Here is a 12,508-nt window from a genome sequence, read left to right as displayed (position 1 = left end):
ACGACCTGGGCAACGGAACCCCGGCCATGGAGATCATCGAGCCGGTACGGTTGGGCGCGGAGGAGAGCATGACGTATCAGGGGATGCTCGATCGGGCCCGCAAGTTCGAGCGGCAGGGCAGGCACGGGGAGGCCGCGGCCGCCTACGCCGGCGCCGCCGAGGCCATGGAGGCGCACGGCGACTGGACGTCCGCCGTCGCGGTGCGGGCCCGGTGCGCGCGGGCGCTCGCCGCCGCGGGCGAGCCGGGCGAGGCGCATCGGATTCTGGACGAGCTGGATCGCGCCGCCGCGTCCATGCCCGCCGGGGTTCGCGCGGGGCTGGACGCGCAGGCGGCGCACATCCTGGCCGCCGCCGGGCGGACCGGCGAGGCGGCCAGGCGCGCATGGTCGGCGATGAGCGGGTTCTGGTCGCTGCACGACCATAAGCGGGCCGACGGGGCCGGTGTCCATGCGGCGCGGCTCATCGTCAAGGACGCGGGGCCCCGGGGGTCGCTGCGGCCGCTGCGGGAGCTGCTGGCACAGATGCCGCCGGACGGTGAGGGGCACCGGCAGGTCGCGAAGCTCCTGTCCGACGCCGAGCGGCGTCCCGACCGGGATCATGACATCCTCGTCACCGATCCCGACAGTGCGGCGTGGGGGCGTCTGGCGGCGGCCCTCGCCGTGGGCGCGCATCTGGCCGTCGGCAACGGGGTGGCCTGGAACACGCTCGCCGAGGCAGGCGGGGGCTCCGGTGACCGGGGCCTGCTGGAACGCGACTGGGGCATCACCGATCACGGGAGCTGGCGCGAGCAGATGGACGCGCTGCTCGACGCGCGCAACAGCGACCCCGCCGTCCAGATGGTCCTCGACCAGCGCGGCCAGGGCACCGACCAGCGGGCGTGGCGCGCGGCCATCGTCGCCTGGTGCCGCGAGCACGAGATCTCCGATGAGACCGTCGGCGAGGTCGTCGGGCTGTCCGACCTGATCGTGCGGTACGAGGCGCGGTTCCGGGCGGACGGGCTCCTCCCGCCGGACGGCCGGGTCGAGAGCGTGTACGGCTACGACTTCGGGCGCGCGGTGAACATGGCCCGCTGGGGCCTGAACGCCGGGTACTGCGACGCCGAGGAGGCCGAGAAGTGCGTCCTCACGGCCGGCGGACGCGCCCACCAGGTGTACACGTCGTGGGGGGCGTTCTCGGCCGGGTACGTCCTCGGGAGGATGCTGCGGTTCGACGAGGGCGAGTTCGGCGAATGGTACGAACACTCCCTCACCGGTCACCGCATCCTCGCCGAGGACCCGGAGAGCCCGTGGCGCCGCATGGCCTGGGGGTAGATCAGAGCAGGGCGTCGATGTCGGTGAGGACGGCCCGGCGGGCCCGCTCGTCCAGGGACGAGGCGATGACGGCGTTGCGGGCCAGGGACGCCAGGCCGGCGCGGTCCAGGCCGAAGACCTCGGCGGCGATGCGGTACTCGCCGGTGAGGGTGGTGTCGAACATCGGCGGGTCGTCGCTGTTGAGGGTGACGAAGAGGCCTTCCTCCAGCATCCTCGGCAGGGGGTGGCGGGCGAGGTCGGCGACCTGTCCCGTGCAGACGTTGGACGTCGGGCAGACCTCCAGCGGCAGCTGCGTCTCCCGCAGGTGCGCGATCAGGCGCGGGTCGTCCATGCAGCTGATGCCGTGGCCGATGCGTTCGGCGCCGAGGCCCTCGATCGCCTCCCAGATCGTCTCCGGGCCGGTCATCTCCCCGGCGTGCGGGAGGCTGCGCAGCCCGGCGGCGCGGGCGGCGGCGAACGCGTCCCGGAAGGTGTCCCGGAACGGCGGGCGGACCTGCTCGATGCCGCCGATGCCGAACCCGATGAGCGCCTCCGGCGGGTGGGCGAGGGCGTGGCCGATCGTGCCGCGGGTCCCCTCGGCGCCGAACTCGCCGGGGATGTCGAAGATGTAGGCGACGCGGATGCCGTGACGGTCGCGGGCCTCCCGGACGGCGTGGTCGAGGACCTCGGTGATCGCGGGCATCGGCATCCCGGCCCGCTGGTGGGTGTAGGGCGTGACGGTCAGCTCGACGTACCGGACGTTCTGCGCGGCGAGGTCGCGGGCGGTGCCGAGGACGAGGGTCCCGACGTCCTCGGGGGTCCGGACGAGGCTGGAGACGGACTCGTACACCTCGGCGAAGTGCGGGAAGTCGCGGAACTCGTAGAAGGCGCGCAGTTCCCGCTCGTCCACGGGGACGGGCCCGTCGGGGTGGCGGCGGGCGAGTTCGAGGACGGTGGGGACCGAGGCGGAGCCCACGAGGTGGACGTGGAGCTCGACTTTCGGCAGGGCGTCGATGAACGCTTCGATGGGTGTGGTTTCGGTCAGCACGCCGCGAAGTTAACAGCCGGCTGGCCTGCCATGACAGGTAAACCGATCGATTCTGCCATAAAAATGTCAAAAATGGCCAGGCGCTGTGCCGGGGGTGCGGCAGGATGGGAGCCGTGCGGGCCGCCCGGTTGATCTCGATAGTGCTGCTCCTGCAGTCGCGGGAGACGATGACGGCGGGCGAGCTGGCGCGGGAGCTGGAGGTCTCCGAGCGCACCGTGTACCGGGACATGGACGCGCTGTCGGCGGCCGGGGTCCCGGTGTACGCCGACCAGGGGCGCGCCGGCGGGTACCGGCTTGTCGGCGGGTACCGGACCCGGCTGACGGGCCTCACCCGCGAGGAGGCGGAGGCGCTGTTCCTGTCCGGGCTGCCGGGTCCGGTGGGCGACATGGGCCGCGGCGACGCCGTGGCGGCGGCGGAGCTGAAGGTCCTGGCGGCCCTGCCCGCGTCGCTGCGGGACGCGCCGTCGCGCGCGGGGCAGCGGTTCCACCTGGACGCGCCGGGCTGGTTCGGTGAGTCCGGGCCGCCGCCGCTGCTGCGGGACCTCGCGCGGGCCGTCTGGGAGGACGAGTGCGTCGAGCTGCGCTACCGCCGCAAGGACACCGAGGTCACGCGGGCGGCCGAGCCGTACGGGCTCGTGCTGAAGAACGGCACCTGGTACCTGATCGCGCGGGTCGGGGGCCGACCCCGCACCTACCGGGTGGACCGGGTGGCGGAGGTCCGGCCGACCGGCGCCTCCTTCGAGCGGGACGAGGACTTCGATCTCGCCGGGCACTGGCGGGAGCAGGCGCGGATGTTCGTGCGGTCGATGCTGCGCGAGGAGGTCACCGTCCGGCTGTCGCCCGCCGGGATGCGGATCCTGCGGTACGCCGTCGAGCCGTACGCCGCGCTGCGGGCGGCCGAGGACGCGGGGCGGCCCGACGCGCGGGGCTGGGTGGTGACCACGCTTCCGGTCGAGTCGATGGCCGTCGCGGCGTCGGAGCTGATGCGGCTCGGCCCGGAGGCCGAGGTCCTGGCCCCGCCGGAGCTGCGGAGGCGGATGGCGGAGGCCGCCGCGCGGCTCGCGGAGCTGTACGCCTCCCGGCCGCCGGACTGAACCGCGTCTCCGCTCAGGTGCGGGCGGCCGCGTCGGCCTCGCGGCGGATGCCGTCGTACTCGTCGTGCACGTCGGCGCGGTCGCGGTCGTCCGCCTTGGCCATCTCCGGCGCGGCCCGCCTCCCGGCGCGCTAGTCCTGCTTGCGCGCGATCGCTTCGGCCAGCTCCTGCTTGCTCATCTTGGAGCGGCCCTGGACGTCGAGGTCGGACGCGCGGTCGTAGAGCTCCTTCTTGCTGCTGCCCTCGACGTCCACGCCGCCTGCGCTCCGGCCGCGGCCGCGGCGGGCCTCCGGGTCCTTGGCCCGCTGGTCGGACGGGCCCTTGCCGTCCTTGGGGACCCACTTGTCGCCGCGCTTCTCGAACTTGTGCTTGAGCGCCGAGTAGGCGGTGCGGTGCGCGCGCTGGCCCTCGCCGTAGGTCTGGACCGCGGAGTCGTGGGCCTTGGCGAACGTCTCCTGCGCCTCCTTCGGAGAGCGCTGCAGCGTCCCGGGAAGTTCCTCCTTCCGCGGCTTGCCGCTCTTGGTCGTCTTCGGCATGGCTCCTCCTTTCCCCTGTCCGAACGCCATAACCGGACAGGTCCGGCTCAAACCGGCACGACGGGCGTGGCCACCGCCCATGCCCGGGGGGGGGGGGGCCGCCCACGCCCGCGGCGCGCTGCTACCGGTCTGCCCGGTCTACCGGTAACCGGTGACGTCGGCGGGACGCCCGGCCTGCTCGACCTCGACGATGTAGCGCCAGGCGTCGGGCCGGCTGCCGTCGGCGTCGGTGAACCCGTAGATCTGGGCGAGCCCGCCGCTGGACAGCGACGCCCCGTTCCAGCGCGCCCGGTCCGGGTCGGCGGCGAGGGCCGCGACGGCGCGCCCCACGAACACCGGGGATTCGGAGATCGCGAAGTGCGGGGTCGCCTTCGCGGCGTCGAGCCAGTTCTCCTCGGTGACGCCGAAGTGGTCGAGCATCGACTCCGAGCGCAGCCATCCGGGCGTCAGCGACAGGGCGGTGGCCCCGTGCTCGGCGATCTCCTCGGACTGGGCGTGCGCCATCCGGATCACGGCCCACTTGGCGAGGTCGTAGAAGTAGCCAACGTCCCTGCGGTACTTCGCGTTGAACTCGGCGGTGCCGTCGGTCATCTCGATCACGAGCCCGCCGGGCTCGCGGATCAGCAGGGGCAGCGCGCGGTGGCTGGTGATGGCGTGGGTCTCGATGGCCAGCCGCAGCAGCCGCAGCCCGTCGTCGAGGGACTGCTCCCACAGCGGCCTGCCGAACTGGAAGAGGTGGTCGGCGCCCCAGATGTCGTTGACGAGGACGTCCAGCCGTCCCGCCTCCTCGTCGATGCGGCGCACGAGCGCGGTGACCTGCTGCGGATCGAGGTGGTCGACCGGGACGGCGATGCCCTCGCCGCCCGCGGCCGTCACCCGTTCCGCGGTCTCCTCGATGGTCTCGGGACGGTCCATCTCCGATCGTCGCGACCGGGTGGACCGTCCCGTGACGTACACGGTCGCGCCCGCGGCACCGAGTTCGGTGGCGATGCCGCGGCCCGCGCCGCGTGTCCCGCCGGCGACCAGGGCGATCTTTCCTTTCAGTGCACGGCTCATGGGGACGATGCTGGCACCGAAACCTGACAGGTCGCGTCAGGTTTCCGTCCCGGCCGGACGGTTTTTCGGTCAGGTGAAGATGCTCACCCCGCCGGGGCCGACGAGGAGCCCGACGACGATGAGGACGATGCCCCAGAGCAGGTCGCGGCGGGCGACGATCACGTAGATCCCCGCGATCACCAGGATCACGGCGATGAGCCACAGAATTGTCATCATGGCCCCGGGATCCCCGGTAGATTCACGGCAAAACCGGCATCGTGTTTCGGATGGCCAAATTGGGCGTTATGGGCGGAGGGGGAGGGAGCCTCCCCCTCCGCCGGGATAACGGCGATCACCCGCGCCGCGGAAGGGCGGCGCGGCGGCCGGTCCCAAGTCTGCCGGGTGCGCACGGGCCCGCGACAGCGACCTCAGGACCATTTTCGGCCGTGCCTCTCTCGTGCTTCGGGACTAGGACCGGGTCAGCTCCGGGGACGGCTCAGCCCCAGGATGTTGGCGACGATCCGGTGCCCGGCCCCGCCCGCCGCCGTGAGAATGGACTCCGGGTGGAACTGGACGGCCCAGCGCCGCCGCTCCGGATCCTCGATCGCCATCACGACGTCCCCGGTCAGCGCCGTCACCTGGAACCCCTTCACCCGGTCGGGCGTGGCGTGCAGCGAGTGGTAGCGGGCCGCGGTGAACTCGTCCGGGAGACCCTCGAACAGCCCTCCGCCCGTCACCTTCACCTGGCCGGGCTTGCCGTGGGACGGCTCGGGCAGCAGCGTCAGGTCGCCGCCCGCGTGCTCGACCATCGCCTGCAGGCCGAGGCAGACGCCGAAGACCGGGAGGCTCCGCTCGTCCAGCGCGTCCAGCAGGACGCGGGTGGCGAAGTCCTCGGGACGGCCGGGCCCGGGCGAGAGCACGACGAGGTCGGGCGCGTGCTCGTCCAGCATCCGCATCGGGAACCCGTGCCGGAGGGTGACCACACCGGCGCCCTGCTGGCGGAAATAGTCGGCGAGGGTGTTGACGAACGAGTCCTCGTGGTCGACGAGCAGCACCTTCAGGCCGTCGCCCGGCCGGGGCGGCGGCGTCTCCTCCGCCGCGGCGGACCGGCCCCCCTCCGGGGGCGCGGTGAGCGCCCCCAGCAGCGCGCTCGCCTTGAGGTGCGTCTCGCGCTCCTCCTCCTCGGGGTCGGAGTCGTACAGCAGCGTCGCCCCGGCCCGCACGGTCGCGACGCCGTCGCGGATCTGGGCGGTCCGCAGCGTCAGCCCCGTGTTCATCGACCCGTCGAAGCCGACGCATCCGACGGCGCCGCCGTACCAGCGGCGGGGCGACTCCTCGTGGTCCTCGATGAACTGCATCGCCCACGTCTTCGGGGCGCCGGTGACGGTGACCGCCCACATGTGGGTGAGGAACGCGTCGAGCGCGTCGAACCCGGGGCGCAGCCGCCCCTCGATGTGGTCGACGGTATGGATCAGCCGCGAGTAGATCTCGATCTGCCGGCGGCCGAGGACGCGCACGCTCCCCGGCACGCAGATGCGCGACTTGTCGTTGCGGTCGACGTCGGTGCACATCGTCAGCTCGGACTCGTCCTTGGACGACGAGAGGATCGTGCGGATCTGCTCGGCGTCCTCCAGCGCGTCGTCGCCGCGCTTGATCGTCCCGGCGATCGGGCACGTCTCGACGCGGTCGCCGGTGACCCGGACGAACATCTCCGGCGACGCGCCGACCAGGTGCTCGCCGTCGCCGAGGTTGAACAGGAACTCGTACGGCGCGGGGTTGGTCTCCCGGAGCCGCTCGAAGAACGCGGCGGGCGCGTCGCAGCGCGCGTACATGGCGTGCCCCGGCGTCACCTCGAACAGGTCGCCGCGGACGAACTTCTCCTTGGCGTCACGGACCATCTGCGCGTACACGCCGGGGACGGGCTGCGCCGGAAGGTCAGCCGCCGGCGGCGGGCCGGGAGTCGGCTCGGTGGCGCGCGGCAGCCCCTCGGTGCTCACCCCGCCGATCTCGAACTCGTACGACATCCGGTGCGAGGTCTCGCGCTTGCGGTCCACGACGACCATCTCGTCGGCGAGGTGCAGGACGAGGTCGCGCTGGTCCGCCGGCCGTTCGGCCCTCGTCCGCAGCGGCTCGAACTGCAGCGACAGGTCGTATCCGAACGCCCCGTACAGGCCGAGGTGGGGGTCGTCGCAGCGGAACAGGCCGACCACGGCGCGCAGCGCGGTGAAGACGGTCGGCTGGCGGCTGCGCTCCTCCTCGGTGAAGAACGCGTCCGCCGGCGGGACGAAGACCTCGAACAGGCCGGGTTCGTCCGCCCGTATCTCGCCGGTGCCGCGGAGCACGGAGGCGACGGAGGGCAGGACGACCCGCCCGCGCTCGTTGAGGGCCCGCACGGCGGCCGTACGGCCGCGGGCGACGATCTCCAGGCAGGGATCGACGTAGGCCATGTGCCAGCGGCTGTAGCGGCCCGGGTACTCCATGCCGGAGCTGAGCACGCCGCCGCGCCGCTCCCCCACGGCGGCGACGAGGGCGTTCAGCACGTCGGACTTGCGCTCGGGGTCGACCGGGGTGGCGGTACGGGTCACCCGTACGCCTCCGGCCGTGACGAACTCGCTGGTCAGCGGCTGCTGTGAGACGGTCTCCACCGCGGTGGCCCCTCATTGTCCGGGCCCTGCACCCAGGCGGAGGGACACGAGAACGACCGCCGGGTGAGGGCGGTCGCCTGGGTTTGAACGTGCACGAACCGGCGCCGCCTTAGCGGCGCCACCACCACTGGGAGGCTGCGATTCGCATGCCGCGAGGTTACCATGGGCCAGGAGCAAGGGTTCACTTACGCTACCGGGAGCGGCTCCCATGACCAGGAAGAACACCGAGTTCGAACTGCGCGGGGTGAACCATCTCGCGCTCGTCTGCGGCGACATGAAGCGGACGGTGGACTTCTACGAGGGCGTGCTCGGCATGCCGCTGATCAAGACCATCGAGCTGCCGATGGGCTGGGGGCAGCACTTCTTCTTCGACTGCGGCGGCGGCAACGCCCTCGCCTTCTTCTGGTTCCCCGACGCGCCCGAGGCCGTCCCCGGCGTGTCCGCGCCGAAGAACCTGCCCGACCGGGGCGAGCTGCTGTCGGCCGTGGGGTCGATGAACCACATCGCCATCGACGTCCCGCCCGAGCGCATCGAGGAGTACCGGGACAAGCTCATCGCCAAGGGCGTCGACGTCGGCGTGCTGCTCAACCACGACGACAGCGAGTTCGGCGTCGCGCAGGAGAACCACGAGGGCGTGTTCGTGCGCTCGATCTACTTCAAGGACCCCGACGGGATCCTGGTGGAGTTCGCCGCGTGGACGCGGGAGCTGAACCTGCCGACCGACGTGCGGCACGAACCGAGGACCGCCGCCGACCGGACGGCCTGACAGCCTCCCCCCGGGCGATGCCGCCCGTCAAGATCTCCGGCCTGTCCGGAGCCGGACGGGCGGCACCGCCTGCGGCTTCGCCGGTGGCCGGATCAGGCGCGGGATCACACCTAATTATTAGGTTACTTTCCTATTTATGCCGAACAGACACACGGCCGTGCTGTCGGCCGCCGCGCTCACCGCCGCCCTCGCGGCGGTCGTCACGCCGGGTGCGGCGTCGGCGGCCTGCCATCCCGACGCCCGCGACCTCCTGCTGACCTACCAGCCCGTCGACCACACCGTCGCCGACGCGCAGTACCACCTCGCGCGGCTGACCATCGCCAACCACGACCGCCACTGCGCCCTGGGCGGCGACGGATGGGCCATGTACTTCAACGCCGTCCGCCGGCCCGCCGCCGTCCTCGAGGGCGCAGCGGGCGACATCGCGCGCAAGCAGCTCGCCGGCCAGGGCCTGGCGGTCGCCCGGGCGGACGCCGCGCAGAGCGGCGACTTCTACACGCTCGAACCGGCCGACGGCTTCAAGGCCATCGCACCCGGTGAACGCCGGACGATCGACATCAACGTCGAGCTGTGGGCCGTCCACAAGTCCGACGCCCCCGCCGGATGGACGATCGCCTTCGGCGGCGGCAAGCCGCAGTGGGTACCGGCCAAGACGCTCCTCGACCCGTCCGACCCCAAGCAGACGACCGCGTTCTCCGGAGACAACCGCCCGGTGGAGACGGCGGCGACCCGGTACGCCGAGAACACCTCGCCGAAGATGGACCTCACGCTGCGGCAGAGCCTCGTCCCGCAGCCGCTGTCGGCGACCGCGACCGGCGGCACGGTCGGGATCGGCGGCCGGTCGCGCATCTCGGCCCCGCGTTCGCTGCGCGGCGAGGAAGGCTACCTTCGCTCCGCGCTGAGCGACCTCGCCCGCGGACCGGGCGCGCCGATCTCCCTGCGCGTGGACCCGGAGCTGGACGTCGACGACGACGGCGAGGCCGACGCCGAGGGATACACCCTCACCGCGACCCGCCGGGGCGTCCGGATCGTCGGCGCCGACCGCGCCGGGGTGCTGTACGGCATCCAGACGCTGCGGCAGCTCGTCCCCGCCGGCGGCTACGAGGCGGCGGCGCGGGGCCACCGCCCGTCCACGGTGGACGTCCCGCGGGCGGAGATCGCCGACGCGCCGCTGTTCGGTTACCGGGGCCTGCAGATCGACGTGGGCCGCCACTTCGAGACCGGGCGGACCATCAAGAAGTTCCTCGACCTGATGAGCTTCACCAAGCTCAACAAGCTCCACCTCGGGCTGACCAACGACGAGGGGTGGCGGCTGCAGATACCGGGGCTGCCCGAGCTGACCGGCTACGGCTCCAAGCGGGAGTTCGACCTGAAGGAGACGGACGCGCTGCACCAGGGCATGGGGTCGGCGAACGACCTCGGCCACGGCGACGGCATCTCCGGCAAGGCGCGCGACGAGACGGAGGCGAACCTCGGGCGCGCGCCCGCGTACCAGGGCTTCGAGCAGGGCACCCTCAACTTCGTCGGCAAGGGCGGCGGCTTCTACTCCGTCCGGGAGTTCGAGGAGATCCTGCGGTACGCGGCCGAGCGGCACATCGAGGTCATCCCCGAGCTCAACTTCCCCGCGCACGCCCGCGCGGCCGTCCAGTCGATGGAGCACCGCTACGAGCGGACGCGCGACTCCGCGTACCGGCTGCTGGACCCGGCCGACACCAGCGAGCACGTCAGCGTCCAGTACTACAACGACAACCTCGTGAACCCGTGCCTGGACAGCACCTACACGTTCCTCGACAAGGTCGTGTCCGAGGTGTCGAAGATGTACGACCGGGCGGGCGTCCCGCTCGACCGGATCAACCTCGGCGGCGACGAGCCGCCCGGCCCGCCGGAGGGCTGGTGGTCCGGGTCGCCGGCGTGCAAGAACAACCCCGAGACCGCGGGCAAGTCCGGTGAGGAACTGAAGGAGATGTTCTTCACCCGCTGGAACGCCATCGCGCGCAAGGTCGCCGGCAAGACAGCCGGGTGGGAGGACGTCACCGACCCGACGCGCTCGTTCCGTCTTGAGGGCTTCACCCCGCTGCCCTGGCAGAACGTGTGGGGCTGGGGACGCGAGGACTGGGCGTACCGGTTCGCCAACGAGGGCACGCCGGTGATCCTCGCCCACGCCACCAACCTGTACATGGACCTCGCCTACAACAAGGACCCGGACGAGCCCGGCTACTACTGGGCCGCCTATGTGGACGAGAAGAGCACGTTCACCTACCAGCCGTTCGACGTGTACGCGAACGCGACCGAGGACCGCTGGGGCAACCCCATCACGCCGAACCCGTCGTGGACGAAGCTCACGCCCGAGGGCAAGAAGAACATCCTCGGCCTGGAAGCGCAGCTGTGGGGCGAGAACGGCAAGGCGCCCGAGATCCGCGAGTACCAGGCGTTCCCCAAGCTCCTCGGCGCCGCCGAGCGGGCCTGGAACCGCGACACCCCGGCTCCCGGCGAGATGGGCGCGGCGTGGAACGTGTTCACCAACACGCTCGGGCAGAAGACGCTCCCGCTCCTGTCGTTCTACGAGCCGGTGGGCCTGCGCGGGGAGGGCGTGAACTACCGCATCCCGCCGCCCGGCGCGAAGATCTCCGGCGGGACGCTGTCGGCGAACGTCCGCAACCCGGGCATGGCCATCGAGTACTCGACGGACGGACGGCACTGGCGGCCGTACACGGCACCGGTGAAGGCCGGCGCGTACGCGCTGACCCGCACCCGCGGCGCGGACGGCCGCACCAGCCGCGTCTCACCGGTCGGCGTACCGGCATGGCAGGACGGCGCGTCCTATGAGACCGGCGCGCTGGTGAGCCACCGGGGCGAGCTGTTCCGGGCGACCCGCCCGGGCAGCGGCCAGGAGCCCGGCATCACCCGCGGCCACTGGACGCTTCTCCAGTAGCCGCCGATGACGGCAACGGCCCGGTCGTCCGCTCGCATGGGCGGCCGGGCCGTTCTCCCGGGTCAGGCGCGCCCGTACTCGTCCTCCAGGCGCTCGATGTCGTCCTCGTCGAAGTGCCCGAACGCGATCTCCATGACGCGCACGGCCTGGCCGTCCGAACTCAGCCGGTGCGTCTCGCCGGCCCGGATCAGCACCCGCTCCCCCACCTCGGGGAGGATGCGGCGCCCCGCGACCTCGAACACCGCGCCCGGGTCGAGCGCCACCCACAGCTCGTCACGGTCGCGGTGCCGCTGCAGGCTGAGCCGCCGCCCCGGCTCCACGTGGATGATCTTCACGGTGGACGGCTCGTTGAGCGTGAAGCGCTCGAAGCTCCCCCAGGGCCGCCGCTCGGTCTCCACGGCCGGGTCGGGCCGCACGTCGGTCTGCACGCGCGCGTCGGTCTGCACAGTCACCTCGGGGATCGTGGTTCGTCGGACATCTGCGTGTCGCGGGCGCCGGACACCGCCGCCGGCAGCCCGCCCAGGACGAGGTCGACGAGGCCGTCCACGACGGCCTCCCTCGGCACCTCCTCGTCGTGGTCGAGCCACCAGTCGCCGGCCGTCTGCACCATGCCGACGATCGCGTGGCCCCACACGTAGGCGCGGGTCCGGTCCGCCATCGCGCCCTGGGCGATCATCACCTCGGCCAGCTCCCGGCTCACGTCGCGGATCATCGTGCTCATCGCGCTGTGCGTGGCGGTGTCCTCGGCGCTCGCCCGGTGCATCAGGAAGCGGTAGAGGTTGAGGTTCTTGGAGATCGTCGACAGGTAGGTGTCGATGGTGGAGCGGGCGCGGGCGCGGATCGGGTCGTCGCGGGAGAACTCCTCCCGGATCCCCTCGATCAGCTTGCGCGTGTGCCGCTCGGCCAGCGCCTGGTAGAGGCCGCTCTTGTCGCCGAAGTGGCGGTAGAGGATCGGCTTGCTGATCCCCGCCTCGGCGGCGATCGCGGCCATCGACGCCTCCGGGCCCTCCCGCTGGATGACCTGGTCGGCGGCCTCGAGCAGCGCACGGCGGCGCCCGGGATCGCGCCGTGATCCCGGGCCGGGCCCGCCCTGCGCACTTGTCATGGACGCAAAGGTATCCGCGGGTGTTACCCGGTGACAACACCGCCTGGCCTGCGCGGAAC

Annotated in this window: 11 protein-coding genes; 4 read left to right on the top strand and 7 right to left on the bottom strand. The window is 72.2% G+C overall.

Annotation, left to right across the window (positions count from 1 at the left end):
• Positions 1-26: 26 nt before the first annotated feature.
• Positions 27-1,310 (top strand): DUF1266 domain-containing protein, encoded by a 1,284-nt coding sequence (locus ACTWPP_RS19765; protein ID WP_443105761.1) that lies wholly within the window; start codon positions 27-29, stop codon positions 1,308-1,310.
• Position 1,311: 1 nt separating this feature from the next.
• Here ACTWPP_RS19765 and add read toward each other — a convergent pair whose 3' ends face one another.
• On the bottom strand, positions 1,312-2,337 hold the full coding sequence (gene add, locus ACTWPP_RS19760; protein WP_443105760.1) for an adenosine deaminase: 1,026 nt from the start codon (positions 2,335-2,337) through the stop codon (positions 1,312-1,314).
• A 113-nt stretch (positions 2,338-2,450) separates the two neighbouring features.
• Between add and ACTWPP_RS19755 the strand changes: the two genes are divergently transcribed.
• Positions 2,451-3,431 carry a helix-turn-helix transcriptional regulator gene (locus ACTWPP_RS19755; RefSeq protein ID WP_443105982.1) on the top strand — a complete coding sequence of 327 codons (981 nt, stop codon included), beginning with the start codon at positions 2,451-2,453 and terminating at the stop codon, positions 3,429-3,431.
• Between the two features lie 130 nt (positions 3,432-3,561).
• Here ACTWPP_RS19755 and ACTWPP_RS19750 read toward each other — a convergent pair whose 3' ends face one another.
• From ACTWPP_RS19750 to ACTWPP_RS19735, 4 genes are all read right to left on the bottom strand, one after another.
• Positions 3,562-3,966: a ChaB family protein gene (locus tag ACTWPP_RS19750; RefSeq protein ID WP_443105759.1), complete on the bottom strand. Its 405-nt coding sequence runs from the start codon at positions 3,964-3,966 to the stop codon at positions 3,562-3,564.
• 138 nt (positions 3,967-4,104) lie between these two features.
• A complete protein-coding gene (locus ACTWPP_RS19745; protein WP_443105758.1) occupies positions 4,105-5,022 on the bottom strand; it encodes an SDR family oxidoreductase in 918 nt (305 codons plus the stop codon).
• A 69-nt stretch (positions 5,023-5,091) separates the two neighbouring features.
• Positions 5,092-5,238, bottom strand: coding sequence for a GPGG-motif small membrane protein (locus ACTWPP_RS19740; RefSeq protein WP_165975373.1), 147 nt, complete (start codon positions 5,236-5,238; stop codon positions 5,092-5,094).
• Between the two features lie 242 nt (positions 5,239-5,480).
• Positions 5,481-7,646 carry an anthranilate synthase component I gene (locus ACTWPP_RS19735; protein ID WP_443105757.1) on the bottom strand — a complete coding sequence of 722 codons (2,166 nt, stop codon included), beginning with the start codon at positions 7,644-7,646 and terminating at the stop codon, positions 5,481-5,483.
• 208 nt (positions 7,647-7,854) lie between these two features.
• On the opposite strand from ACTWPP_RS19735, the gene ACTWPP_RS19730 reads away from it, so the two are divergent.
• Positions 7,855-8,412: a VOC family protein gene (locus tag ACTWPP_RS19730; protein ID WP_443105756.1), complete on the top strand. Its 558-nt coding sequence runs from the start codon at positions 7,855-7,857 to the stop codon at positions 8,410-8,412.
• 136 nt (positions 8,413-8,548) lie between these two features.
• Positions 8,549-11,344, top strand: a complete 2,796-nt coding sequence (locus ACTWPP_RS19725) for a family 20 glycosylhydrolase (RefSeq protein ID WP_443105755.1) — start codon at positions 8,549-8,551, stop codon at positions 11,342-11,344.
• Between the two features lie 62 nt (positions 11,345-11,406).
• Here the strand turns inward: ACTWPP_RS19725 and ACTWPP_RS19720 are convergent, their stop codons facing one another.
• Both ACTWPP_RS19720 and ACTWPP_RS19715 read right to left on the bottom strand, forming a co-directional pair.
• Positions 11,407-11,796, bottom strand: a complete 390-nt coding sequence (locus tag ACTWPP_RS19720; RefSeq protein ID WP_443105754.1) for a phosphomannose isomerase type II C-terminal cupin domain — start codon at positions 11,794-11,796, stop codon at positions 11,407-11,409.
• The gene (locus ACTWPP_RS19715; protein ID WP_443105753.1) at positions 11,793-12,449 is read right to left on the bottom strand and encodes a TetR family transcriptional regulator; all 657 of its coding nucleotides are present in this window, start codon (positions 12,447-12,449) and stop codon (positions 11,793-11,795) included. Before ACTWPP_RS19715 ends, ACTWPP_RS19720 begins: the two co-directional genes overlap by 4 nt.
• Between the last annotated feature and the right edge of the window lie 59 nt (positions 12,450-12,508).

The sequence above is a fragment of the Actinomadura sp. 3N407 genome, from assembly GCF_052245875.1.
Taxonomy (GTDB): domain Bacteria; phylum Actinomycetota; class Actinomycetes; order Streptosporangiales; family Streptosporangiaceae; genus Spirillospora.
The sequence above is the reverse complement of the archived record's forward strand: the minus strand, read 5'-3'. Positions and strand labels throughout refer to the sequence as shown.